Here is a 24087-nt window from a genome sequence, read left to right on the forward strand (position 1 = left end):
CAACGTGACCGTCCAGGACGTCCACATCCCCGAGGACGACACCCAGGAGTCCGACCCGCGCGTCGTCTGACCCGTTCCCCCCGCACCGACGCCCCGGTGCCGTTCGGCCCGGGGCGTCGGTGCGGGGGGAACGGGTCAGACGACGCGCGGGTCGGACTCCTGGGTGTCGTCCTCGGGGATGTGGACGTCCTGGACGGTCACGTTGATCTCGGCGACCTCCATGCCGGCGATGTGCTGGATGGCGTCGGCGACGGCGGAGCGCACGTCCTCGGCGACCTTCTGCAGCGGCGCGGGGTACTCGGCGACGATGGTGATATCGGCGGCGACCTGGCGCTCGCCGACCTCGACCTTGACGCCCTGGCCGCGGTCGTCGTTGCCGATCGCACTGCGAATGGCGCCGATCGCTCGGGCCGCTCCTCCGCCGAGGGCGTGGACGCCCGGGACCTCGCGCGCGGCGATGCCGGCGACCTTGGCGATGACGCCGTCCTCGATCACGGTGCGTCCGGATCCGGTGCTGGTCTGACGGGTGGTGGTCGCGGTGGTCTCGGCCATGGTCTCCTCTTTTCGCTCGGGGCCCGATCGCTCGATCAGGCGGGGTATGCAGGTAGGACGCTCCGTCGACGCCGAACGTCACGGTCGGATCCGGCCCGCCCAGGCAACTGCCAGAGAGGCGGGCCGGGCCGGGCCGGTCCTCTCAGGAACGCGGTCGACGCCCGTCGATTCGCCCTCGGCCCGGTGCTGTGGTGGCATGGAGCCGTGACCGACGCGACCGCCCCGCAGGCGCCCCTCCCCGATCGGACGGCCGCGCGCATGCGCCCGCGCGCCCTGCTCGTCCTGGCCCTGATCGGCGCGGTCGGCGGGACCCTGTCGGGCGCGTTCGGCGTCGGCGGCGGGATCGTGATGGTGCCGATGCTGATCGCGTGGGCCGGGATGGACCAGCGCCGCGCCTCCGCCACCTCGCTGCTCGCGATCGCTCCGACCTCGGTCGCCGGAGCGTTCGGCTACGCCCTCGCCGGTCAGGTCGCCTGGGTCCCGGCGGCGGTGATCGCGGCTGCGGCGATGCTCGGGGCGGTGGCCGGATCCTGGCTGCTCGCGCGGCTGCCGCTCGGCGTGCTGCGCTGGATGTTCGTGGCGCTGCTCGTGGCCGCGGCGGTGCGGATGGCCGTGTTCGGCTCGAACGACACCGGCGACGTCGCCGAGGGCTGGGGCGTGTGGCCCGGATTCGCGGGGCTCGGCATCGGGATGGGCGTCGCCTCCGGCCTCTTCGGCATCGGCGGCGGAGCGATCGCCGTGCCGGTCCTGGTCGGCGCCTTCGGGCTCGCGGACCTCCTGGCCAAGGGCACCTCGCTCGCCGCGATGATCCCGACGGCGGTCACCGGCTCGATCGCGAACGCCCGGCGCGGCCTGCTCGACGTGCGGGCGGGCCTCGTGGTCGGGCTCACCGCCACGGCGTTCTCCTTCGCCGGAGTGGCGCTCTCCTTCCTCCTGCCGGCGCGCGTGTCCGGGATCCTCTTCGCGGTCCTCCTCCTGCTCGCGGCGGTGCAGCTCGCCCTTCGCGGGCGGCGCCGCTGAGCCCTGAACGACGCGGACCCCCGCCGTCAACGCCCTGTCCGATCCGTCGCAGACGCTCGTAGCGTCGTCGCGATCGGGCGCGGGCCCGGAGGGGCGGTTGCACGATGGACCAGCAGCAGCAGCGCGATCAGCAGCACCGGCAGCAGCGGCGAGGGGGCGGCGCGAGCCTGCACCGGGACGTCGCACCCGGGGTGCACCGGCTCGAGCACGCCTGGACGAACCTCTACCTGATCGAGGAGGCGGGCCGGTTGACCGTCGTCGACGCCGGTCTCCCGAGGACGTGGCCGTACCTGGTCCGCGCGCTGGAGGTGCTCGGCCGCTCGCTCGGCGACATCGACGCCCTCGTGCTGACCCACGCGCACGTCGACCACCTCGGCGTCGCCCGCAGCCTCGTCCGGCGGGGCGTCCCCGTGCACCTGCACGCGGCCGACCAGCCGCTCGCCGCGCAGCCCTACTCCTACCGCCGCCAGCGCACCCCGTTCGCGTACCCGCTGCTGCACCCCTCCGCGATCCCGGTGCTCGGCGCGATGGCCCGTGCCGGGGCGCTCGCGGTGCCGCCCGTGCACGGGACCCTGCCGCTGACCGCCGGAGCGGTGCTCGACGTGCCCGGATCGCCCCGCGTGCTCGCGACTCCGGGGCACACCGACGGGCACGTCTCGCTGCACCTGCCCGAGCGCGACGCGGTGATCGGCGGAGACGCCCTGGTCACGCTCGACCCCTACTCCGCGCGCACCGGCCCGCACCTGATCGCGCGCGCCGCCACCGCCGACACGGCGCAGTCCCTCGACTCGCTGCGGGTCCTCGCCGGGACCGGGGCGCGGACACTCCTGCCCGGCCACGGCGCGCCCTGGCGCCTGGGCGTCGCGGCGGCGGCCGAGCTCGCGGCGCGGACGCCGATCGCCTAGGGCAGGCTCCGCAGGCCGCTCAGAGGCCGGTGGCCTGCCTCCCCGGCCGACCCGGTCCCGCAGCCGTGACACCATCGGAGGTGATGTCGATCCCCGGTCCCGCATGAGCGCGGTCAGCTACCAGGCCGCGTCGATCCCCCTCCGCCTGGCCAGCGCCGGCATGGTCGTCGCCCTCCCCGTCCTCGCCGTCGAGCGTCTCGGCGACGTCGCGCTCGGCGGTGCCCTGACCGGAGCGGCGCTCTTCCCCGCCGTGATCGCCGCGCCGCTGGTCGGCACGGTGCTCGACCGGGTCCGCCGCCCCCGCCGGCTCCTGGTCGGCGCCGCGCTCACGACCGCCGTCGCCTTCGCGGTCGCCGCCTTCCTCGGCGAGGTGCCGACGCCGCTCATCGTGGTGCTGCTGCTCCTCGCGGGGCTCGCGACGCCCGTCTACATGGGCGGCATGTCGAGCTTCGTCACGAGCGCCATCCCGGAGCCGCGCCGCGCCTACGCGCAGGACTCGCTCTCGTACACGGTCGCCTCGATCAGCGGGCCGGCGATCGTGGGCCTCGCGGTCGGAGTCGGGGGAGCGCGGACCGCGATGCTCGCCATGGCGGTCCTCGCCCTCATCGGCGTCGTCGGGTCGCTCGGCCTCGCCATGGAGGCCCGTCCGGCGCCGACCGTCGGCGTGCTGCGGACGATCGTCGCGGGCGTCACCCACCTCGTGCGGCACCGTCCGATCGCGGTGGTCACCTCGGCGGGCACCCTCAGCCAGGTCGCGGGCGGAGCGGCGGGAGTCGCGGCGATCAGCCTCTCTGTGGAGCGGCTGGGCAGCACCGACGCCGCCGCGTGGATCCTGACCGCCTTCGCCGTGGGCGGCCTGCTCGGCGCCCTCGCCGTGGCGGCCCGCCGCTGGACCCGCCGTCCGCCGGCGTGGACCATGGGCGCCGCCTACATCGCGACCGGCGCCGTCCTCCTGGTCGCCGTTCCCGACCTGGGCGTCGTCGTGGCGATCGCCGCCTTCGCGGTCGCGGGCGTCTTCACGGCCCCCTCGAACGCGGCGATGCTGCTGCTGCGCGACGAGGAGAGCCCCGCCGCCGTCCGCTCGCAGGTGTTCACGATCGGCGCGGGGCTGCGCTCCGCCGCCGCGGCCGTCGGCGCCGTGCTGGCGGGAGCGGCGGCCGGCCTCGGAGCCTCCTGGCTCGTCGCGGGGATCGCCGTGGTCTGGATCGGCTCCGGCCTGCTGCTGCGGCTGTTCCCCGCGCGCGACCGCGACTGACCCGGGACGCGCGCGGAGCGCTCGGCGGGACCGGCACCGCCGCGCGCGGAGATCGCGATCAGGCCGCGACGCCCGCCAGCGTGCCCGTGCTCGGCCCGTTCGGGTCGGTGATCATGCAGTTGATCGTCCGGTCGCCCGTGCCCCAGCTCTCGGCGGTCGGGTAGTAGTAGCTGAAGTCGTACGCCGAGTCCTGGTAGCCGATCCCGGTGAACGACTCGAACGCCGTGACGCAGTCGGTCTCGGCCTGCTCCGTCGCGACGGACTCGCCCGGGTACTCGTCGGCGTCTGCCATCGTCAGGTTCTGGAACACCTCGTAGACGTGCGGGTCGGTGCAGGGCACGGTCGGCACGTCGGTGACCTCGGTCGCCTCCTCGCTGAGCTCGCCGTTCAGGCAGTCGCCCACGCGCAGCTGGAAGACGTCGGTCGTCCCGCCCTCGGTGATCTCCCCGGTCTCGTCGTCGCGGGTCTCGCCTCCCATCAGGCCGTTCAGGCCCGAGCAGCCGGTCAGGCCGAGGGCGAGGGCCGCGCCGGCGGCCAGGACGAGGGCGGTTCTGCGGCGGTTCATGGCGACTCCCGGGATCAGCGGTACGGAGGTGTTCCTGTGACGACTCCCAGGCTAGAGGTGCAGGGCATCCGTCCCGAGGGGGATGCACCCGATCCGGATCTCCACTTTCCGGAGTAGCGGACGCTCAGCCCCGTCCGGTCGAATGGGGTCATGGCTCAGAAGACGGTCGCAGACCAGCTCATCGCTCAGCTCATCGACGCCGGCGTCTCCCGCATCTACGGGATCGTCGGGGACTCGCTGAATCCGATCGTCGACGCGGTGCGCCGCAGCGGCGGCTCCGAGAAGGGAGGCATCGACTGGATCCACGTGCGCAACGAGGAGGCGGCCGCCTTCGCCGCCGGCGCGGAGGCGCAGCTCACCGGGCGCCTCGCCGTCTGCGCCGGCAGCTGCGGCCCCGGCAACCTGCACCTCATCAACGGCCTCTACGACGCGCACCGCTCCTCCGCCCCGGTGCTCGCCATCGCGAGCCACATCCCCAGCAACGAGATCGGCTCGTCCTACTTCCAGGAGACGCACCCGGACAGGCTCTTCGTCGAGTGCTCGAACTACCGCGAGCTGATCTCGACCGCCGCCCAGGCCCCGCGGGTCGTCAACGCCGCGATGCGCAGCGCGGTCGCCCTCCGCGGAGTCGCCGTGGTCACCCTCCCCGGCGACATCGCCGAGCTGGAGGCGGTGGACGGCTTCCCCGCGTTCGTGCTGCCGTCGACGCCCGTCCTGGTCCCCGCCGACGCCGACGTCCGCGCCCTCGCGGCCGCGATCGACCAAGCGCGGACCGTCGCGATCTTCGCGGGCGCCGGAGTGCAGAACGCGCACGACGAGGTCGTCGCCTTCGCCGAGCTGGTGGGCGCGCCCGTCGGGCACAGCCTGCGCGGCAAGGAGTGGATCCAGTACGACAACCCCTACGACGTCGGCATGACGGGCCTCCTCGGCTACGGAGCGGCGCACGCCGGCATGCACGACGCCGACCTGCTCCTCCTCCTCGGCACCGACTTCCCCTACGAGCAGTTCCTCCCTGACGCCTCGAAGGTGGTGATCGCTCAGGTCGACAGCGACGCCTCGAAGCTCGGTCGCCGCGTCAGCGTCGAGCACCCCGTCCACGGCGACGTGGCGGCGACCCTCACCGCGCTGACCCCGCTCGTGCAGCGGAAGGACCACCGCTTCCTCGAGAAGACGCTGAAGAAGCACGAGAAGCTGGTCACCGGAGTCGTCGGGAAGTACACCGAGGTCGGCACGCGCAGCCCGATCCACCCCGAGCTCGTCGCGTCCACGCTCGACGGCCTGCTCTCCGAGGACGCGATCGTCACCGCCGACACCGGCATGGGCAACGTCTGGCAGGCCCGCTACATCACCCCCAACGGGAAGCGGCGCCTGCTCGGCTCGTACATGCACGGCTCGATGGCGAACGCGCTGCCGCAGGCGGTCGGCGCGCAGCTCTCGCACCCGGGGCGCCAGGTCGTCTCGCTGAGCGGCGACGGCGGGCTCTCGATGCTGATGGGCGAGCTGGTCACGGTCGCCGCCTACCGGCTGCCCGTGACGATCGTCGTGTTCAACAACTCCACGCTCGGGCTGGTGAAGGTCGAGATGCTGGTCGACGGCTTCCCGGACTTCGCCGTCGACGTGCCGATGGTCGACTACGCGAAGGTGGCGGAGGCGATCGGCATCCGCGGGATCCGCGTCGAGGACCCGCGCGACGTGGAGGAGGCCCTCCGCTCGGCGCTCGCCGACGGCGGCCCGGTCCTCGTCGACGTGGTGACGGATCCGCTCGCCCTCTCGCTCCCGCCCACGATCACGGGCGCGCAGGTGAAGGGCTTCGCGCTGGCGGTCTCGAAGATCGTGATGAACGGAGGAGCGGGCGAGGCCGTCGCGCTGGCCCGCACCAACATCAAGCACGCTCTCCGATGATCGACGCCCGAGCGCTCGCGAGCGGCACCTGGTTCGTCCGGGGCTCCTCGCTGCCGCTCTGGCGCTCGCGGTCGGGGGTGGCGATCACGTACGCGCCGCTCCCGACCGGCGGGATCGGCGACGTCGTCAGCTGGCGCGGCCGCACGCGCTCGCACTACGTGGTCGGGATCGACACCCCCGACCCGCACGATCCGTCCGGCTTCCGCTGGCGCGGCGTCGAGCCGCTGACCCTCCTCGCCCGCAGCCGCTGGTCGTTCGTGGCCGCCGACGAGGAGGCGGGCTGGGCGCTCACCCGCTTCGCCCGGACGCCGTTCACGCCCGCCGGCGTCGACGTGTACGTCCGAGAGCCGCACCCGGCCCGCGGCGTCCTTGCGGCGGCGCTCGCCGCCTGCGCCGCCGACCCGCGCACGTCCGCGCTGCGCCCGCGCCTCTTCGAGGTCGCGCCCTGACTCCTGTGCGCGCGCCCTCCCGTGAGGCGTCACGAACGGCCGTCATCCCGCTCGGATGACGACCGTTCGCGACCCCTCGGCGGTCGTCGATACGGGGACCGTTCGGCGAGTGCTCGTCGCAGGCGCTCGACGGAGCGCTCGGGGTGCGGGACGAACTCGGCGCCGACGATGCGGACGACGCGGACCCCGATCGAGGCGAGGTCGTCGTAGCGGCCGAGGTCGCGCGCGAAGCGCCGGTTGCTGGTGCGGTGATCGTCGCCCTCGTACTCCCACGCGACCCGCTCCGCGGGGTACCAGCCGTCCGGCCGCCCGACGAAGACCCCGTCGGAGTCGAACAGCGGCTCCTGCAGCACCGGCTCCGGAAGGCCCGCCCGCACCGAGGCGAGCCGGAACCGCGACTCCTGCCGCGACTCCGCCCCGTCGCGCACCAGAGCGAGCGCGGCGCGGAGTCGCACCGAGCCCCGACCGCGGAAGGCCGACACGCGCTCCCGCAGGTCGGGCAGCGGCACCCAGGGCCGTTGATCCGCCGGATCGCCGACGACCGGCGTGCGCACCAGCGCGTCGCCCACCGCGACGAGGTCGTCCGGCTCGAGGAGCGCGGAGAGATGGCAGAAGAGCGAGGCCGGATCGGTGAGGGGGAGTCCGCGGCGGAGGACGCGGCGGACGTCGGGATCGGCGAGGGCGTGGCCGACGACGTTCCGGTGCCGGGGAGCGCGTCCCGGCCGGCGGACGCTGACGTGCACCGGCTCGTCCGCAGCGGCGGGCGGGAGGTCGAGCGGCCAGAGCCGCGCCGCCGTCACGTGGCTCAGGAGCGCCTCCGGACCGACCAGCGCGAGGAGCGCCTCCGCGCGCAGGCGCAGGTCGGGGTCGGGGTCGGCGGTGCGGACGCCGTGGAAGGGCCGGTGGAGGTCGGAGCTGCGGAGCCGCCCGCGGCTCAGACCGCTCGCGCGAGCGTCAGCGACGGTGAAGGCGCGGCCGCGGAGTCCGATCGGAAGCGGCGAGGGATCGTGCATCCGGCCACTGTCCCGCCTCCCGATCCTCGTGAACCGGTTCTCCACAGGTCGGATTCTGCGCCCACCCCGCTCGACCGCGTCCATGCGTCACGAACGGCCGTCATCCCGCTCGGATGACGACCATCCGCGACCCTTCAGCGAGCTGGCGCGCGCAGGTGCGGGCGCGTCACTCGCCGAGCGTGATCGCCTGCGCCTCGACGAGCTCGGGCTCGGGCTCGTGGGCGTCGGCGCGGGCCAGGGTGCGGCGTCCGAGCAGCACGATCAGCGCGGCGACGGCGACGGCTCCGGCCGCGGCGTACATCGGGAAGGCCGGCGAGATCGCGGCGGCCAGGGCGGAGGCGGCGGGCGGGGCGATCGCGCCGCCGAGGAAGCGGACGCCGGAGTAGGCGGACGACGCGACGGAGCGGGGCAGGTCGGTCGCCTCCATCACGCACTCGGTGAGCACCGTGTTGACGACTCCGAGCAGCAGGCCGCCGACGATGATGCAGACGATCAGGCCGACGCGCGACGAGATCACGAGGCCGCCGGCGATCAGGTCGAGCGCGAGCAGCAGCAGCACCGAGCGCAGCACGACGGTGCGCGGGAGGCGCCGGGTGAGCAGCGGAGCGACGAACACGGAGGTGACCGCCACGCCCAGGCCCCAGCCGAAGAACGTGAAGCCGAGGCCCATCTCGTCCAGGCCGAGCGGGTAGGGCGTGTAGGCGAGCAGCACGAAGAAGCCGATGTTGTAGAACAGGGCGGCGCCCGCCAGCGTGCGGATGGCCGGGACCTTGAGGGCCGCGAAGGGCGCCGAGAGCGGAGTCGGAGCGGGCTTGGGGCCGTCCTCCCGCAGGAGCGTCGCGATGGCGATGAAGCCGACGGCCATCAGCACGGCGGTCCCGAAGAACGGGCCGCGCCACGAGACGCTGCCGAGGAGCCCGCCGAGCAGCGGGCCGATGGCGATGCCGATGCCCAGCGCGGCCTCGTAGAGCACGATCGCCGCGGAGGAGCCTCCGCTCGCCGCGCCGACGATGGTCGACAGGGCGGTCGAGATGAACAGCGCGTTGCCGAAGCCCCAGCCCGCGCGGAAGCCGATGACGCCCTCGACGCTGCCCGCCGTGCCGGCGAGCGCGGCGAACACCACGATCAGCACCAGGCCGATCATGAGGGTCTTCTTGGCGCCGATGCGGCTGGAGAGCCAGCTGGTGAAGAACATCACGACGCCGGTGATGACGAGGTAGCTCGTGAAGAGCAGCGAGGTCTCGGTCGGAGTCGCCTGCAGGCTCTCGGCGATGGCCGGGAGGATCGGGTCGACCAGGCCGATCCCCATGAAGGCGATCACCGCGGCGAAGGCGACGGCCCAGACGGCCAGCGGCTGCTTCAGGATCGAGCCCTGGGCGGGCGAGTGGGGGGAGGTGGTCACGGCGTGGAGCCTTTCTCGGGGGAGGAGGGGACGGGGGTGCCGGCGATCCGGGCGACGCGGGCCTCGACGAGGGTCGCGGCGCGCTCGAGGGCGAGGCGGTCGTCCTCGTCGAGGTCCTCGAACAGCGGGGCCAGGGCGGCCTCGAGGCGGAGCCGGTGCTCGGCGAGGGCGTCGAAGCCGGCGGGAGTGCCCTCGATCAGCCAGGCGCGGCCGTCGCCGGCGTCGTGGACGCGGCGGATCCAGCCGGCCTCGTCGAGCCGGGCGATGATCCCGGTCATCGTCGGCTGGGTGACGCGGGCCCGCTCGGCGAGCTCGCCGAGGCGGGAGGGGGAGGCGGTGCGCAGCTCGGCGAGCGTCGACCAGACGGCTCCGGACTGCGCGCCGAGCCCGGTCGCGCCGCTCGCCCGGCCCGCGAACCGCGTGAGGGCGGTGGCGGCGGAGGCGAGACGCACGGGGGCGCTGGGATCGGGCACGAGAAACAATATAGCATGCCTATGTAGTGCGGTGGAGGGCGCTCCGAGTCCACCCTCCATCGGGCGCACTCACTGACGTTCTCCTCCGCTTCTGTGACAGGATCATCCGTATTCGCGCGTCCACTCCCGCGATCACCGACGGAAAGAGAAGTCATGTCCCCGAGCGAGCACGACGTCGTCGTGATCGGAGCCGGTGCCACCGGACTCACCGCGGCGCTCCGGCTGCAGCAGCACGGACTCGACGTCGTCGTCGTCGAGGCGCGCGAGCGCGTGGGCGGGCGGCTCGAGACCCGCGTGGTCGACGGGCAGCTCCTCGAGCTCGGCGGCCAGTGGGTCTCGCCGGACCAGACGGCGCTCCTCGAGACCCTCGACGAGCTCGGCCTCGGCACCTACTCCCGCTACCGCGAGGGCGAGAGCGTCTACATCGGCGCCGACGGCTCCGCTCGCCGCTTCACCGGCGACATCTTCCCGGGGAGCGAGCGCACCGAGTCCGAGATCTCCCGCCTGATCGAGGTGCTCGACCGCCTCGTCGCCGAGACGGACCCGGCGGCGCCGTGGACGCATCCGCTCGCCCGCGACTACGACCGCGTCACCTTCGCCGCCTGGCTGGAGCAGCAGAGCGACGACGAGGAGGCGCGGGCCAACATCGCCCTCTTCCTCGCCGACGCCATGCTCACCAAGCCGGCGCACGCCTTCTCCCTCCTCCAGGCGCTCCTCATGGCCGCGAGCGCGGGGAGCTTCAGCAACCTGGTCGACGCCGACTTCATCCTCGACAAGCGCGTGATCGGCGGCCTCCAGCAGGTCCCGGAGCGGCTCGCCGAGCGCCTCGGCGCCGAGCGCGTCCTGCTCGGGCACCCGGTCCGCTTTGTCCGCCACGGTGACGACGGGGTCGAGGTGCGCGCCGACGGCGTCGTCCTCCGCGCCCGCCGCGCGATCGTCGCCGTGCCGCCGAACCTCGTCGGCCGCATCTCGTTCGACCCGCCGCTCCCGCGACTGCGGCAGCAGGCCCTGCAGCACCAGTCGCTCGGCCTCGTGATCAAGGTGCACGCCACCTACGCCACGCCCTTCTGGCGCGCCGACGGCCTCTCCGGCACCGCGTTCAGCCCGCACTCGCTCGTGCACGAGGCCTACGACAACTCGAACCACGGGGAGGAGCGCGGCACCCTGGTCGGCTTCGTCTCGGACGAGAAGGCCGACCGCCTGCTCGCGCTCGACGAGGCGGTGCGGAAGGCCGCGATCCTCGACTCGCTCGCCGCCTACTTCGGCCCGGCCGCGCTCGATCCGGTCGTCTACTACGAGAGCGACTGGGCGTCCGAGGAGTGGACGCAGGGCGCGTACGCCGCGAGCTTCGACCTGGGCGGGCTGACCCGGTACGGCGCGCTGCAGCTGGAGCCGGTGGGTCCGCTCCGCTTCGGCACGAGCGACCTCGCCGCCGAGGGCTACCAGCACGTCGACGGCGCCATCCGCGTCGGCAGGCGCCTGGCACAGGAGATCATCGACGAGGACGGCGCGACCGCACCGGCCCCCCAGCGCGAAGGAGCACAGCCCGCATGAGCACCCACTACGCCGTGATCGACCCGGCCACGGGAGAGACCCTCCGCGAGTACCCGACCCTCGGCGACGCCGAGCTGACCGCGGCGATCGGCTCGGCGCAGGACGCGTACTCCTCGTGGTCGCGGACCGTGCCCGTCGCGACCCGCGCGGCGCTGATCGCCCGCGTGGCAGAGCTGCACGTCGAGCGCGCCGACGAGCTCGCGGCGATCATCGTCCGCGAGATGGGCAAGCCGCTCGACCAGGCGCAGGGCGAGGTCGGCTTCGCCGCCGACATCTACCGCTACTACGCCGAGAACGGCGAGGCCTTCCTCGCCGACGAGCCGATCGAGCTCGCCGAGGGCACCGGCTCCGCGCTGATCCGCCGCGCCGGGCTGGGCGTGCTGCTGGGCATCATGCCGTGGAACTTCCCCTACTACCAGGTGGCCCGCTTCGCCGGCCCGAACGTGGTCGCGGGCAACACGATCCTGCTCAAGCACGCACCGCAGTGCCCGGAGTCGGCCGCCGCCATCGCCGACATCTTCCATACCGCGGCCGAGGAGCTGGGCGCGCCCGCCGGCGTCTACGTGAACCTCTACGCCACGAACGAGCAGGCCGCGACCGTCATCGCCGACCCTCGGGTCCAGGGCGTCTCCGTCACCGGTTCCGAGCGGGCCGGCGCGGCCGTCGCGGAGCTCGCGGGCCGATACCTGAAGAAGGTCGTGCTCGAGCTCGGCGGCTCCGACCCGTTCGTGCTCCTGTCGACCGACGACCTCGACAAGGCGGTCGAGGACGCGGTCGCCGCGCGCCTGGACAACAACGGCCAGTCCTGCAACGCCGCGAAGCGCTTCATCGTGATCGACGAGCTGTACGACGCGTTCGCCGAGAAGTTCACGGAGGCGTTCACCCGCGCCCAGCCGGCCGATCCGTTCGCGGAGGGCACCCTCCTCGGCCCGCTCTCCTCCTCCGCCGCGACGGAGCGCCTCGAGGCGCAGCTGGCGGCCGCGCGCGAGCAGGGGGCCACCGTCCGCGCCAGCGGCGAGGTGACCGGCAACTTCTTCCCGCCCGCCGTGCTCGAGGGCGTCACGCCCGCGATGGACGCCTACCGCGAGGAGTTCTTCGGCCCCGTCGCCGCGCTCTACCGCGTCCGCGACGAGGACGAGGCGATCGCCCTCGCGAACGACACCCCCTACGGCCTCGGCTCCTACCTCTACACGACCGACCAGGAGCAGGCCCTGCGCCTGGCGGACCGGATCGACGCGGGCATGGTCTGGATCAACCTCGTCCTCGGCGACGCGGCCGAGCTGCCCTTCGGCGGCGTGAAGCGCTCGGGCACCGGCCGCGAGATGGGCCGCCCCGCCCTCGAGGAGTTCGTGAACAAGAAGCTCATCCGCATCGCGTGAGACGGGTGCGGGCCGGGCCCCGGAGTCGATCCGGAGCTCGGCCCGCAGCCGCTCGGCGTGCGCCCGCTCACTTCTTCGTCAGCGACGACTCCTTGTGCGCGGCCTTCGCGTCGGTCTTGTCGCTCTGCACGATCCAGTAGGGCTCGTCGTCCGAGGCGTTGAACTTCTGCCCCTCGAACTGGAACTCCTTCGTCTTCTTCTCGACCAGCTCGCCGTGGGTCTCGCCCTGCGAGGTGTTCCAGCTGATCTTGTCGCCCTTCTTCACGAGGCGGCTCCTCTCTCTCGGTCGCGCCGGAGCGCGGTGGTCCCCTCGCGCGGAAGCGCGATGGTGGTGGTGACGTCGACGATCGCCGGAGCGGCGGGCGCCGACGAGAAGCCGAACCGCACGGGCGGCGAGAGCGGGCGCAGCGGGCCGAGGTCCTCCTCCGCCAGCACCGCGTGGACGCCCTCGACGCGGCGGATCGCCCGCACGCCGTAGTACTCGCGGCGTCCGTGCCCTGCCGACCCGGCCGTGCTCACTCCGCGGACGAGCAGCGAGGCGACCGGTGAGATCGCGGTCAGCCATGCCGGGTGCTCGGCGAGCGGCCGCGGCACGATCCGCAGCAGCCGGCCGAGCGGAGTGAGACCGCCGAGCTCCAGGCGCACCGCGAGCGGTCCGGCCGCGACGGACAGGCCGCCCGCGATCCTCCGCCACGACACCGACGCGATCCGCACCTCGTCGAACGCGTACGTCGACCCGATGAAGTCCGCGACCTCGCGGGTCGGTGCGATCAGGAGGCGGTGGCCGTCGCCGTCCTCGACCATCGCGTCGGCGAACGGGCCGAAGGGGGTGTCCTCCCAGAGGCCCAGCACGATCCTCGTGCCCGAGGACGTGCCGAACCCCGCGATGCGCCCGCCGAAGCGGAGGAGCCGCGGGGTCCGGCCGGTCATCAGGAGGCCGAGCGCAGCAGCGTGAACGAGCCGTCGCGGACGATCAGCGTGGTGACCTCGCCCTCGACGACCTGCTCCGGGTCGCTGGAGGCGGCCAGCGTCCACTCGGCGCCGGGCGCCTCGGGAACGGTGAACTCGACGCCGTTCTCCGCCGCGTTCAGCAGCAGGGCGAAGCTCGCGCTGCCCTCGTGCTCGAACACGAAGGTGATCGAGCGGGCGTCGGGGTTGTCCCAGTCCTCGTCGGCGAAGCCCTGCGCGTCGGAGCGGAGGATGTCGACCGTGTCGGGGCCGCCGTCGCCGGGGGCGCGGCGGAACCACTTCGGGCGCAGCGCCGGCTCCGCGGCGCGGAGGGCGATCAGCTCGCGGGTGAAGGCGAGCAGCTCGCGGTCCGCGTTCTCCCAGTCGAACCACGAGATCTCGTCGTCCTGGCAGTAGGCGTTGTTGTTGCCGCCCTGCGTGCGGGCGATCTCGTCGCCGCCCAGGATCATCGGCACGCCGGCCGAGAGCAGCAGCGTCGCGAGGAAGTTGCGGCGCATGCGGTCGCGGCGCTCGTTGACCGCCTCGTTCTCGGTCGGGCCCTCGGCGCCGTTGTTGGAGGAGCGGTTGTCGCTCTCGCCGTCGTTGTTGTCCTCGCCGTTGGCCGCGTTGTGCTTGCGCGAGTAGGCGGTGAGGTCGGCGAGGGTGAAGCCGTCGTGCGCGGTGACGAAGTTGATGCTGGAGACCGGCGAGCGGCGGTCGGCCTCGTACACGTCGGGGGAGCCGAGGACGCGCTGCGCGGTCGTGCCGAGCACCGAGTCGGCGCCGTTCCAGAAGTCGCGCACGTCGTCGCGGAACTTCCCGTTCCACTCCGACCAGTCCGCGGGGAAGCCGCCGACCTGGTAGCCGGCGGTGTCCCACGGCTCGGCGATCATCTTGACGGGCGCGAGCACCGGGTCCTGCGCGATCAGGTCGAGGAAGGCGCTGTGCACCTCGGCCTCACCGGTCTGGCGGGTGAGGGTGGTGGCGAGGTCGAAGCGGAAGCCGTCGATGTGCATCTCGGTCACCCAGTAGCGCAGCGAGTCCATGATCAGGCCGAGCGCGGCCGGGTGCGCGACGTTGAGGCTGTTGCCGGTGCCGGTGGTGTCGAAGTAGTTCGCGCGGTCCTCCTCCACCAGGCGGTAGTAGGAGCCGTTGTCGATGCCCTTGAACGAGAGGGTGGGGCCCTTGTCGTTGCCCTCGGCGGTGTGGTTGTAGACCACGTCGAGGATGACCTCGAGGCCGGCCTCGTGGAACGCCTTGACCATGGCCTTGAACTCGTCGACCTGCGAGCCGTCGTCGCCGGCGTGGGAGTACTCGTTGTGCGGCGCGAAGAAGCCGAGGGAGTTGTAGCCCCAGTAGTTGCGCAGGCCCTTCTCCTCGAGGTGCGAGTCCTGCACGAACTGGTGCACGGGGAGCAGCTCGACCGAGGTCACGCCCAGGTCGGTGAAGTGCTTGATCGCGGCGGGGTGCGCGAGGCCGCGGTAGGTGCCGCGGATGTCCTCGGGCACGTCGGGGTGCAGCTTCGTGAAGCCCTTCACGTGCACCTCGTAGACGACGGTCTCCTCGAGCGGGATGCGCGGCGCGGTGTCGCCGCTCCAGTCGAAGGAGTCGGGGTCGGTGACGACGCAGCGGGGGACCGCGTGCGCGGAGTCGGCGTCGTTGCGGGTGTCGGCGTCCTCGTAGAACTGGCCGAAGACGTCCTCGGACCAGGTGTACGAGCCCTCGATCGCGGTGGCGTGCGGGTCGAGGAGGAGCTTGGCGGCGTTGTGGCGGAGGCCGTTGGCGGGGTCCCAGGGGCCGTCGACGCGCAGTCCGTAGCGGGTGCCGATGCCCATCTCGGGGACGAGGCCGTGGAAGACGTGGCCGGTCCGCTCGGTGAGGGCGACGCGGGTCTCTGCTCCGGACTCGTCGAAGAGGCAGACCTCGACGCTGTCCGCGGTCTCGGAGTAGACGGCGACGTCGGCGCCGGCGTCGCCGCGGAGGGAGACGCCGAGGGGATACGGGAAGGAACGGGGGGATGCGGGCATGCGTCCATCCTGACCGGGCGGCTCCGGGAGCTTCGCGCCCTTGTCGCCGCGCCCGCCTCCCGCTAATCTTCCAGGCTCTCCCTTCGACACGGCGCCCTCCGCGGGCATATAGTCAGCTGGCTTACTAAATCGTCGGAGGAGAGCGTCGTGCGCAACCGCAAGTGGATCGGGCTGGTCGTCATCAGCCTCGGAGTGGCGACGATCATCGTCGACTCGACCATCGTCAACGTCGCCATCCCGTCGATCGTCGCCGATCTCGGGATCACCTCGACCCAGGTGCAGTGGGTGCAGGAGTCGTACACGCTCGTGTTCGCCGCGCTCCTGCTGGTCTTCGGCACCCTCGCCGACCGCTGGGGCCGGCGCCGCATGCTGATCGTCGGCGTCTCGCTCTTCGCGCTCTCCTCCGTCGCGGCGGCCCTCGCTCCGACCGGCGACCTGCTGATCCTCTCCCGGGTCGTGCAGGGCGTCGGAGGAGCGATGGTGCTGCCGACGACCCTCTCGCTGATCAACGCCACCTTCCGCGGGCGCGAGCGCGCCATCGCCTTCGCCGTCTGGGGCTCGACCATCGGCGGCATGACCGCGGTCGGTCCGCTGCTCGGCGGCTGGCTCACCACCGACTTCTCCTGGCGCTGGGCGTTCGGCATCAACATCCCGCTCGGCGTGATCATCGTGGTCGGAGCGCTGCTGTTCGTCGACGAGTCGCGGCAGCCCGACGGGCGGCGAGTCGACCTCGTCGGCGCCGCGCTCTCGATCATCGCCTCCGCCTCCCTGGTGTTCGCCCTCATCGAGGGGCGCACCCTCGGCTGGTGGGGTGTCGACGAGCGCCTGAGCGTCGGCGGATGGAGCTGGCCGCTCGGTCTCTCGCCGGTTCCGATCGCGTTCGCCGTCGCGGTGCTCGCCGGGGTCGCCTTCGTCCTCTGGGCGCGGGCCCGCGAGCGCGCCGGGCGCTCCGCGATGCTCGCGATCGGGCTCTTCCGCCTCGCCTCGTTCCGCAACGGCAACCTCGCCGCGATGATCGTCTCGCTCGGCGAGTTCGGGATCATCCTGGCGCTGCCGATCTGGCTCCAGAGCGTCCTCGGCTACACGGCCGTGCAGACCGGCCTGGTGCTCCTCGCGCTCGCGCTCGGCTCCTTCGTCGCCTCGGGCTTCGCCGGCGCCTTCGGCAACAGGGTCGCGCCGGTGCTGATCGTGCGGGTGGGCCTCGCGGCCGAGATCGTCGGAGTCGCGGGCATCGGCCTGGTCGTCTCCGACTCCACCCCGTGGTGGGCCCTCGTCCCGTTCCTCGCCGTCTACGGCTTCGGCGTCGGCCTCGCGACGGCGCAGCTGACCGGGGTCGTGCTCCGGGACGTTCCCGTCGAGCTCAGCGGGCAGGGCTCGGGCACGCAGTCGACCGCGCGGCAGATCGGCTCGGCGCTGGGCATCGCCGTGCTCGGGACGATCCTCTACACCTCGACCGCGGGGGTCCTCACGACCTCGCTCGAGCAGCAGGGCCTCCCCGCGGAGCAGGTGGCGACCACCGTCGACGCGGTGGTCGACTCCTCCGGCGCCGCGATCGCCGGGCTGGCCGCCTCACCGGACACCGCCGACGCGGCCCGGGCGGCGGGCGAGGCGTTCTCGGACGGCACCCGCTACGCGGCCTTCGCCGCCGCCGGGTTCCTCGCCGTCGGCTTCCTGGCCACGCTCTCGCTCGGCCGACCGGCCGAGGAGGAGGAGCCGGAGGTCAGCTCAGCGGAGCCGAGTCGTCGGCGGTGAAGACGATCTTGCCGATCGTGCGGTCGGCTCCGGTCGCTCGGCGCGACAGCACGTCGACGACGTAGCCCAGCGGTTGCACGGCGCCCGGCCGGGGCCGCAGCTCGCCGGAGGCGGCGAGCGAGACCGCGCGCCCGATCCGCTCCGCCGTCGCCACCACGATCATGTTGCGCACCCGCGGGCGGTCGCGGCGGACGAGGCCCGACGCCTGCGAGACCAGCGCCGGACCGCTCGGCACCAGCGTCGCGATGCGCCCGCCCTCGGCCAGGAGGATCGCCGCGTCGTCGACCGGCAGGTGGCCGGAGACGTCGACGACCACGTCGAAGCGGCCGCCCAGCACCCCGAGGTCGAGCGCGCGGTAGTCGTGCGGCTCGGCGCCGAGCGAGCGGAGGAGGTCGGCGGAGGCGGCCGAGCCGGTGGCCGCGACCGTGCAGCCCGCCCGCACCAGCAGCTGGATCGTCGGATCGCCGATGGCTCCCGAGCCGCCGCTCACGAGGACGCGCTCGCCGGAGCGCACGTGCAGTGCGTCGACCAGGCCCACCGCGGTGCCGCCAGACATGGCGAGCGTGACGGCCTCGACGAAGCCGAGGGAGTCGGGCATCGGGACGAGCGAGCGGCTGCGGGCGATGGACGCGTCGGCGAAGGCGTCGCCGTCGCGGGTCATCCCCACCACGCGGTCGCCGATCGCGACCGAGTGCGACCCCGGGCCGAGCGCCTCGACGGTGCCGGCGATGTCGAGGCCGAACCCGTAGGGACGGGAGCGGCCGACGGCCATGATCCGCGCGGAGCCGGACAGGATCTTCTCGTCGGTCGCGTTGATGCTCGCCGCGCGCGTGCGCACCAGGACCTCGCCGCGACCCGGCATGGGCACCGGCGCTTCCCGCCACGAGAGCAGATCGGGCCCGCCGAACCTGTCGTACCCGAGTCGTCGCATGTCGCTCCCGTCGTCCGTGCCAGCCCCCCGAGCCTAGGGCGTGGCCGCTGAGCGGAGGCGTCGCGGGAGCCCGGCGGAACCCCCTCCGGTGCCCGCGGGCCCGGTGCTACCGTGGCGGCCATGAGCGCAGACGACAGCCCCGAGTTCGCAGGCTTCGAGGCCACCCCCTCCACCGATGCGGAGAAGGCCGACGACGTCCGTCCCGCCGACGCCGAGGTCGAGGAGAACACGACGGCCGACGAGAGCCGCGACCCGGACCACGGCTACGACCCGATGAGCGAGAGCGGCTCCGAGAACGCCCCCGAGGACGAGGTCGGCCCCCGCGAGGACGAGGAGGGCCTGCTTCCCCCCGGCAGCACCGCCGAGGGAGCCGGCACCGCGCTCGGCGCCGACGCCGTCGAGGGCGGCGAGCCCCTGGGCGAGAACGCGAGCGCCGGCACCCCCGGCCAGCTCGCCGACGAGCGCTGGCGCACCAACGGCATCAACCCGCTGGGTTGAGCCTCCTTCCGCGGCGGGCGGGGACCGCCGCGGGAACGAACACCGCCTGAGGCGAACCGTCGAAACGCGTTCCAGCGTTTCGGCGTAGCCGGTCGCGACACGCTCCACCTGCCAGGCCGTCTGCGGGAGCCGACCGCGCCGCGGCGGGCGGGGACCGCCGCGGGAGTGAACACCGCCTGAGGCGAACCGACGAAACGCGTTCCAGCGTTTCGGCGTAGCCGGACGCGACACGCTCCACCTGCCCGGCCTTTCCTGGGAGCCGACCGCGCCGCGGCGGGCGGGGACCGCCGCGCAACAAACACAGCTGGCGTTCCGGTTGTTCGGAGGAGGAGCAGGGGTGGGCGCCGTAGCGTTCCGGGAGCGCGGCACGCCACTCGCGCGGACGGGGAGTCCCATGTCGTTGTTCCTGAACCGCACTCGTGAGGTCCGATGGACCGAGGACGAGAGGCGGGCGCTGGCCGAGGCGGTGGCGGAGGACCGGGCCGACGCCTGGCGCGGAGTGGGTGCGCTCGATCGCACCGTCGTCGTCTCGACCGAGGATCCCGGCGTCCGCGGCGGCGCGCGCTGGCCCACCGATCACCGTGCGTTCCTGCGCGTCGACCGCGGCACCTCCGTGGTGCTCGCTACCGACGGGCTGAGCGATCCCTTCGACCGGCTCGCGCATCCCGGCACCGGTCTCGGCCTCGAGCTGTGCCTCGAGACGTCCGCCGTCCGCGGCGTCCCCACCGCCGAGCTCTGGAACCACTGGCACTTCCGCCTGCTGTACGAGGCCGCCCGACGGGCCGCCCTGCAGGGGGTGTGCTGCCGCAGCTCCCTCGACACGGCGCGGCTCGCGAACGTCGCGGCGCCGCCCGCCTGGACCGACGAGCAGGGCACCGTCGGTGTCCTCCTGGGCCTGCGCAGCCCCGGCCTGCCCGAGCGGCTCGACCTGGCGACCGGTCACGCCGACCTGGTCACCCTCACGCCACTGCGGCCGCAGGAGCACGCCCGGGCGTCGGTCGACGCGGGCGCCCGTGCCGAGATCGCCGAGCGCCTCGGGGCCCTGCCGCACGAGGAGCTCGTGCACACGGCCCGGCCGCTCGTGGTCTGAGGAGCGTCGCGGGTCAGGAGCCCTCGGCCGGCTCCGGCACCACGGTCATCTCGCCGGTGTTGTTCGCGCTCGCGATGAACTGCTCGATCCACAGGCGGTTCAGCGACGGCCGCTTGCTGCCGTGGAACCGGAAGTGCAGCGGAGTCGTCGGGTGCACCCAGACGGAGCTGCGGCCGTAGCCGGACGACTCCGGCTCGCTCCAGGAGAGGCTGAACGACTCGTTCCGCCGCATCTTGGTGAACATCGCGACCTTGAGGTGCGCGAGGAGCCGGTCCTCGAAGTCGATCTCGAGTGATTGCGGTCCGTAGATCAGTCGTCCCATTGTCTCCGCCGTGAAGTCGTGCCGACGCGCCGGAGTCCCGGACGGCGTCGCGGGCTCCGTGAGCTCGGGAGCCGCCACGGAGAGGATACCGATCCTGCGACCCGGAGGGGTGACACGGGTTTCGCCTCCGCCGGCCGGGGGCGGGATCACCCCGTCAACGACGGACGCCCCGCCGACCGGATCCGGGGATCCTGGTCGACGGGGCGTCGAAAGTCGGAGATTACTCGCCGACGCCGCGGATGTTCGCGGCCTGCGGGCCCTTGCGGCCCTGCTCGACGTCGTACTCGACGTGCTGGTTCTCGACGAGCTCGCGGTAGCCCTGCTTCGCGATGGCGGAGAAGTGCGCGAACACGTCGGCGCCTCCGTCGTCGGGAGCGATGAAGCCGAAGCCCTTTTCGGAGTTGAACCACTTAACGGTGCCAGTAGGCATTTCTTTTCCTTATGTGTTAATGACGCCGACCGGGGCCGGCGTCGTCAGAGTCCGCACGAGTGTGCGGTACCCGCTCGACTCGGCCTCCGCGGGTGAAACACGCGTCTGCCGGAGTCGTCCGGGTCGTCTAGGGGCTGAGCTCGCGCCTCCGGGGGAGGGCGGCTCTGCGGGGGAGAACGTCCCGCGGACCGGGCGAGCCGGTGGAGCGGGGGTCGAACGAGGAACGGCGCGGCTTCCGCGGCGTCCTGTGAAAGGCGGTACCCGCGTGCGAGGCGGGCGTTCGAACCGGACGACCGAGGACGATGCTCTCGGTCGGTGCGGTCTCTATCAGGGGCTGAGTCTCTTCGTCGTCGTGCGACTTCTCAGCCGTGGAATTCGGGCGATCGCCCAGGAGATGTCTCGACTCTACGGGATCACGGCCCCCGAGCGCGACCGCCCGCGTCATACGGCGCGCCGATCCGCGTGCGCGAGGCGGCCGGAACCGCTGTCCGGGCGGGTCGCGTTGTGCCACGATACGACTCGGATCGCGCCGTTCCCCGCCGCCGAACTCCGCCACAGCCTCCCCGCCACAGCCTCCCCGCCACCGTCGCCCCGGAACGAGCCCGGAGCCCGTCCTCCCGAGGTCACCGTGCCCCTGCCTCCCCGGCCCGCCGACGCCGCGGTGCTGCTGCGCGAGCAGCGCGAGGTCGGCGTGCTCTGCGCCCGGCGGGCGGGCGGGGTGCTGACCGCCGCCTCCGCGCTGCACCTGCTCGCCCTGACGCCCGCGCAGCTGATCACGGTGCTGCCGAGCCTGGCGCTGCTGGTCGTCTCGGCGCTCGTGCAGCTCGCGCCCGGCCGATCGGTCGCGACCGGGACGAGGGCCGTGATCCTGGGATCCGCGCTGGACGTCGCGGCACTCGCCGCCTTCCTCTCGCCGGGCGTCGACGCCTCCCTCCGCGCCGTTCTGGGCGGGATCACGATGCTCGCCTCGATGGCGCTGCCGTGCGCGCTGCTCGCCGTCGGCTCCTGGCGGGGTCTGCCGTGGGCCGCGGTCCTCGCGCTGCTCCCGGTCCTCGCCCTCGGCGCGGCGGCGACGGGCGCGTCCGGGCGCGCTCCCTTCGTCCTGATCTCGGTCGTCGTCTGCTGGGCGCTACTGCTGACCGCCGCGCGGTGGCTCGCGGGCAGCGTCGCGCGTGCGCACGTCGGCACCGCCCGCCTCCGGACCGCCCACGACGCCGAGCGCCGCTCGAGCGAGAGCGAGTCCCGGCACCGCGCCGACGCGCGGCTGATGCACGACACGATCCTGGCGACGCTGACGCTGGTGGCGCACCGGGGGGAGGGCGTGCCCGCTCCCGTGCTGCGCGACCGGGCCGCCGCCGACCTGGCCCTCCTGCGCGGTCTGGAGACGGTGGAGGAGCCGGACCCGGACGGGGCGGCCGGGGTGCCGGAGGCGCTCCTCGCGCTCGGTCGGCGGTCGGCGGCGGTGGGCGTGGAGGTGCGCTGGCACGGCGGTGCGCAGCCGCGGATCCGACCGGAGGTGCTCGACGCCGTGGTGCGCGCGACCGGGGAGTGCCTCGAGAACGTGCGGCGCCACTCCGGAGCGGCCCTGGCCCACGTGAGCGTGGCGGAGGAGGCGGGCACGCTCCGCGTCGTCGTCTCGGACGAGGGGCGCGGTTTCGACCCGGCCGCGGTGGCGGCCGGACGCCTCGGCCTCGCGGAGTCGGTCGTCGGCCGGATCGAGGCGGTGGGCGGCACGGTCCGGGTCTTCTCGGCGCCCGGGTCCGGCGCGACCGTGCTGCTGAGCGTGCCGCTGTGAGCGGGTCGCGGCAGGAGGAGGGGACGCTCCTCGAGCTGGTCCGGGCGGCGGACAGGAGCCCGGGCGCGCTGTGGAGCATCCGCGAGCGCCTCACCCGGCCGAACCGCCTGAGCGGGAGCTACCTCGGGCTGGGCTTCCTCACGATGGCGGTGCTGCTCGACATCCGCGGAGTGATCTCGTACCTCTGGTCCCTCGACGCGCGGTCCGCGACCTGGCTGAGCGGACTCTCCTGGCTGCTGGTCGTCGCCGCGAGCGCGGTGGGGGTCTCGATCGCCCTCCGCCGCCACGGCGAGCTGCCGCGCCGGGCCTTCGCGGGCGTCCTCGCTGTGGACGTGGCCGCGCTGCTGCTCGAGTTCGCCGACCACGCCCTGCCGACACCGGCTCCGATGTACTACCCGTCGGTCTGCGTGGGAGTGGGCGCGGGCGTGATCGCGCTGATCACCTTCCAGCCGCTCTCGCGCTCGTTCCTCGCTCTGGTGATCCTGGTCGGGCTCACGGCGCTCGGCCTCGTCGGCCAGGCGCTCCTCGGCGACGGAGGCGCCGCCCTCGCGGTGAGCAACGTCCTCCTCGCCGTCGCGCCCGCGGCCGTGTGCGTCGTCGTGCTCACCTCGCTCGACCAGTACGTGCGGCGCGCGCTCGACCGCAGCCTGGCCGACGGCACCGTCCACGCCGCGGATGACGAGTTCTCGCAGGTGGACGCCCGCATCGAGGAGCTCCTCGAGCGGGTCCGGATGCCGGTGCCGCTGGACGAGGAGCTGGGCGAGCGGGCGCGGGTGCTCGGAGACGAGCTCCGCGAGGCGCTCGCCCGCAGCCACGACCGCACCTGGCTGAGGATCGCGGTGGAGGAGTCGGCGCTGCTGTCCTCCGCTGTCGCGCTCGACGATCCGAGCGGGGCCGCGGCGCTGCTGGCCCCGCTCGACCGCTCGCGGCTGCTCTCGGTGCTCTGGCTGCTCACCGCCCCCGCGGGGAGGACTCCGCTCGCCGTCCGCCTGGAGCCGGGCCAGGGCGGCGGGGTGGAGCTCGCCCTGGTCGCCGCGGGCATCCGCACCCGCGACCTCGACCGCTCGGTCTGGGGCATCCTCAGCGAGCTCGGCGAGCACCGCACGACGACCGACCACGGCGCGACGAGGATCCTCGTCGCCCACCGGCCCCGGAGGAGGACGGCGACATGAGCGACGAGCCCGCGATCACGCTGGCCATCCTCGACGACCACCCGATCCTGCTGGCGGCGCTGGCGGAGTGGATCCGCCGCTCGGGCACGGACATCCGCGTGGCGGCGACGGTCGGCACCTGGACGGACCTGCTCGCGCATCCGGCCTTCCCGACCGACGTGGTGCTGCTCGACATCGACCTCGGCGACGAGCTCGACCTCGCCATGAAGATCCGCATCATCGCGGCCGCCGGCGCCGCCACGATCATCATCAGCACGCACTCCGAGCCGGGGACGATCAGCCGGGCGCTCGAGGCCGGGGCGCACGGCTACGTGGTCAAGAGCGAGCGGACCGAGACGATCCTCGCGGCGATCCGGGCGGCGGCGCGCGACGAGCGCTTCCTGACGGCGCAGACGCGGGAGCTGCTCGGGGCCGACCGCCCGGGCACCCTGACGCACCGCGAGCGGGAGATCGTCCGCCTCTTCGTCGACGGGATGCCGCTGAAGCAGGTCGCCACGCTCCTCGGCATCACCCAGGACGCCGCACGGAGCTCGCTGCGCAGCGCCCGGGGCAAGTACCGGGCGGAGGGGCTGGCCGTCGGCACGAAGATCTCGCTCCGCCGGCAGGCGCTGCGCGACGGGATCGTCGAGCGCTAGGCCCGCGCTCGACGGTCC

General features: G+C 73.5%; 24 protein-coding genes. 13 read left to right on the top strand and 11 right to left on the bottom strand.

What is annotated here, in order from left to right; all coding sequences use genetic code 11:
• Positions 1 to 135 precede the first annotated feature (135 nt).
• A complete protein-coding gene (locus C5B93_RS13380; RefSeq protein ID WP_104225148.1) occupies positions 136 to 552 on the bottom strand; it encodes an Asp23/Gls24 family envelope stress response protein in 417 nt (138 codons plus the stop codon).
• A gap of 204 nt (positions 553 to 756) precedes the next feature.
• Here C5B93_RS13380 and C5B93_RS13385 point away from each other — a divergent pair, with 204 nt between their 5' ends.
• The 3 genes from C5B93_RS13385 to C5B93_RS13395 all read left to right on the top strand — a co-directional run bounded on the left by C5B93_RS13385 (position 757) and on the right by C5B93_RS13395 (position 3732).
• Positions 757 to 1572, top strand: a complete 816-nt coding sequence (locus C5B93_RS13385; protein WP_104233037.1) for a sulfite exporter TauE/SafE family protein — start codon at positions 757 to 759, stop codon at positions 1570 to 1572.
• A 104-nt stretch (positions 1573 to 1676) separates the two neighbouring features.
• Positions 1677 to 2477 carry an MBL fold metallo-hydrolase gene (locus C5B93_RS13390; protein ID WP_104292668.1) on the top strand — a complete coding sequence of 267 codons (801 nt, stop codon included), beginning with the start codon at positions 1677 to 1679 and terminating at the stop codon, positions 2475 to 2477.
• A 103-nt stretch (positions 2478 to 2580) separates the two neighbouring features.
• A complete protein-coding gene (locus C5B93_RS13395) occupies positions 2581 to 3732 on the top strand; it encodes an MFS transporter (RefSeq protein ID WP_104269735.1) in 1152 nt (383 codons plus the stop codon).
• A gap of 58 nt (positions 3733 to 3790) precedes the next feature.
• On the opposite strand, the gene C5B93_RS13400 is transcribed toward C5B93_RS13395, so the two are convergent.
• Positions 3791 to 4297, bottom strand: coding sequence for a septum formation family protein (locus tag C5B93_RS13400; protein ID WP_104226088.1), 507 nt, complete (start codon positions 4295 to 4297; stop codon positions 3791 to 3793).
• Positions 4298 to 4447: 150 nt separating this feature from the next.
• Between C5B93_RS13400 and C5B93_RS13405 the strand changes: the two genes are divergently transcribed.
• A complete protein-coding gene (locus tag C5B93_RS13405; protein ID WP_104292669.1) occupies positions 4448 to 6199 on the top strand; it encodes a pyruvate dehydrogenase in 1752 nt (583 codons plus the stop codon).
• Positions 6196 to 6648: a hypothetical protein gene (locus C5B93_RS13410; RefSeq protein WP_104225142.1), complete on the top strand. Its 453-nt coding sequence runs from the start codon at positions 6196 to 6198 to the stop codon at positions 6646 to 6648. The genes C5B93_RS13405 and C5B93_RS13410 overlap by 4 nt, the downstream gene beginning before the upstream one ends.
• A gap of 29 nt (positions 6649 to 6677) precedes the next feature.
• Here the strand turns inward: C5B93_RS13410 and C5B93_RS17320 are convergent, their stop codons facing one another.
• The 3 genes from C5B93_RS17320 to C5B93_RS13425 all read right to left on the bottom strand — a co-directional run bounded on the left by C5B93_RS17320 (position 6678) and on the right by C5B93_RS13425 (position 9536).
• A complete protein-coding gene (locus C5B93_RS17320) occupies positions 6678 to 7661 on the bottom strand; it encodes a hypothetical protein (protein WP_104292670.1) in 984 nt (327 codons plus the stop codon).
• A 166-nt stretch (positions 7662 to 7827) separates the two neighbouring features.
• Positions 7828 to 9063 (bottom strand): MFS transporter, encoded by a 1236-nt coding sequence (locus C5B93_RS13420; protein WP_104273861.1) that lies wholly within the window; start codon positions 9061 to 9063, stop codon positions 7828 to 7830.
• Positions 9060 to 9536, bottom strand: a complete 477-nt coding sequence (locus C5B93_RS13425) for a MarR family winged helix-turn-helix transcriptional regulator (RefSeq protein WP_181068404.1) — start codon at positions 9534 to 9536, stop codon at positions 9060 to 9062. The genes C5B93_RS13420 and C5B93_RS13425 overlap by 4 nt, the downstream gene beginning before the upstream one ends.
• A 153-nt stretch (positions 9537 to 9689) precedes the next feature.
• Between C5B93_RS13425 and C5B93_RS13430 the strand changes: the two genes are divergently transcribed.
• Together C5B93_RS13430 and C5B93_RS13435 are read left to right on the top strand one after the other, a co-directional pair.
• Positions 9690 to 11090: an NAD(P)/FAD-dependent oxidoreductase gene (locus C5B93_RS13430; RefSeq protein ID WP_104292672.1), complete on the top strand. Its 1401-nt coding sequence runs from the start codon at positions 9690 to 9692 to the stop codon at positions 11088 to 11090.
• Entirely contained in the window at positions 11087 to 12469 is a 1383-nt protein-coding gene (locus C5B93_RS13435; protein ID WP_104292673.1) for an NAD-dependent succinate-semialdehyde dehydrogenase, read from the top strand. Before C5B93_RS13430 ends, C5B93_RS13435 begins: the two co-directional genes overlap by 4 nt.
• 67 nt (positions 12470 to 12536) lie before the next feature.
• Here C5B93_RS13435 and C5B93_RS13440 read toward each other — a convergent pair whose 3' ends face one another.
• Genes C5B93_RS13440 through glgX form a run of 3 tightly spaced genes read right to left on the bottom strand, consistent with a single transcriptional unit; the run spans position 12537 to position 15444 of the window.
• The gene (locus tag C5B93_RS13440) at positions 12537 to 12734 is read right to left on the bottom strand and encodes a DUF2945 domain-containing protein (protein ID WP_056866275.1); all 198 of its coding nucleotides are present in this window, start codon (positions 12732 to 12734) and stop codon (positions 12537 to 12539) included.
• Positions 12731 to 13399 carry a hypothetical protein gene (locus C5B93_RS13445; RefSeq protein WP_104292674.1) on the bottom strand — a complete coding sequence of 223 codons (669 nt, stop codon included), beginning with the start codon at positions 13397 to 13399 and terminating at the stop codon, positions 12731 to 12733. The genes C5B93_RS13440 and C5B93_RS13445 overlap by 4 nt, the downstream gene beginning before the upstream one ends.
• Positions 13399 to 15444, bottom strand: a complete 2046-nt coding sequence (glgX, locus tag C5B93_RS13450; protein WP_104246955.1) for a glycogen debranching protein GlgX — start codon at positions 15442 to 15444, stop codon at positions 13399 to 13401. Before glgX ends, C5B93_RS13445 begins: the two co-directional genes overlap by 1 nt.
• 147 nt (positions 15445 to 15591) lie before the next feature.
• On the opposite strand from glgX, the gene C5B93_RS13455 reads away from it, so the two are divergent.
• Positions 15592 to 17196, top strand: a complete 1605-nt coding sequence (locus C5B93_RS13455) for a DHA2 family efflux MFS transporter permease subunit (protein WP_104292675.1) — start codon at positions 15592 to 15594, stop codon at positions 17194 to 17196.
• On the opposite strand, the gene C5B93_RS13460 is transcribed toward C5B93_RS13455, so the two are convergent.
• Entirely contained in the window at positions 17165 to 18127 is a 963-nt protein-coding gene (locus C5B93_RS13460; protein WP_104292676.1) for an NADP-dependent oxidoreductase, read from the bottom strand. The two genes, C5B93_RS13455 and C5B93_RS13460, sit on opposite strands and share 32 nt — an antisense overlap.
• A gap of 120 nt (positions 18128 to 18247) precedes the next feature.
• Here C5B93_RS13460 and C5B93_RS13465 point away from each other — a divergent pair, with 120 nt between their 5' ends.
• Both C5B93_RS13465 and C5B93_RS13470 read left to right on the top strand, forming a co-directional pair.
• Positions 18248 to 18625, top strand: a complete 378-nt coding sequence (locus C5B93_RS13465; protein WP_104314845.1) for a hypothetical protein — start codon at positions 18248 to 18250, stop codon at positions 18623 to 18625.
• Positions 18626 to 19019: 394 nt separating this feature from the next.
• A complete protein-coding gene (locus tag C5B93_RS13470; RefSeq protein WP_104292677.1) occupies positions 19020 to 19715 on the top strand; it encodes a hypothetical protein in 696 nt (231 codons plus the stop codon).
• 13 nt (positions 19716 to 19728) lie between these two features.
• On the opposite strand, the gene C5B93_RS13475 is transcribed toward C5B93_RS13470, so the two are convergent.
• Together C5B93_RS13475 and C5B93_RS13480 are read right to left on the bottom strand one after the other, a co-directional pair.
• The gene (locus C5B93_RS13475) at positions 19729 to 20037 is read right to left on the bottom strand and encodes a hypothetical protein (RefSeq protein ID WP_104226101.1); all 309 of its coding nucleotides are present in this window, start codon (positions 20035 to 20037) and stop codon (positions 19729 to 19731) included.
• A 220-nt stretch (positions 20038 to 20257) separates the two neighbouring features.
• Positions 20258 to 20467, bottom strand: a complete 210-nt coding sequence (locus C5B93_RS13480) for a cold-shock protein (protein WP_055786246.1) — start codon at positions 20465 to 20467, stop codon at positions 20258 to 20260.
• Positions 20468 to 21095: 628 nt separating this feature from the next.
• On the opposite strand from C5B93_RS13480, the gene C5B93_RS13485 reads away from it, so the two are divergent.
• From C5B93_RS13485 to C5B93_RS13495, 3 genes are read left to right on the top strand one after another with little or no spacing between them, the layout of a single operon-like run.
• Positions 21096 to 22262 (top strand): sensor histidine kinase, encoded by a 1167-nt coding sequence (locus C5B93_RS13485; RefSeq protein WP_104292678.1) that lies wholly within the window; start codon positions 21096 to 21098, stop codon positions 22260 to 22262.
• A complete protein-coding gene (locus C5B93_RS13490) occupies positions 22259 to 23434 on the top strand; it encodes a hypothetical protein (RefSeq protein ID WP_104292679.1) in 1176 nt (391 codons plus the stop codon). Before C5B93_RS13485 ends, C5B93_RS13490 begins: the two co-directional genes overlap by 4 nt.
• Positions 23431 to 24069, top strand: a complete 639-nt coding sequence (locus C5B93_RS13495; RefSeq protein ID WP_104257995.1) for a response regulator — start codon at positions 23431 to 23433, stop codon at positions 24067 to 24069. Before C5B93_RS13490 ends, C5B93_RS13495 begins: the two co-directional genes overlap by 4 nt.
• Positions 24070 to 24087: the final 18 nt, after the last annotated feature.

Origin of the sequence: Rathayibacter sp. AY1A2 (assembly GCF_002930935.1) — a bacterium.
Lineage (GTDB): Bacteria > Actinomycetota > Actinomycetes > Actinomycetales > Microbacteriaceae > Rathayibacter.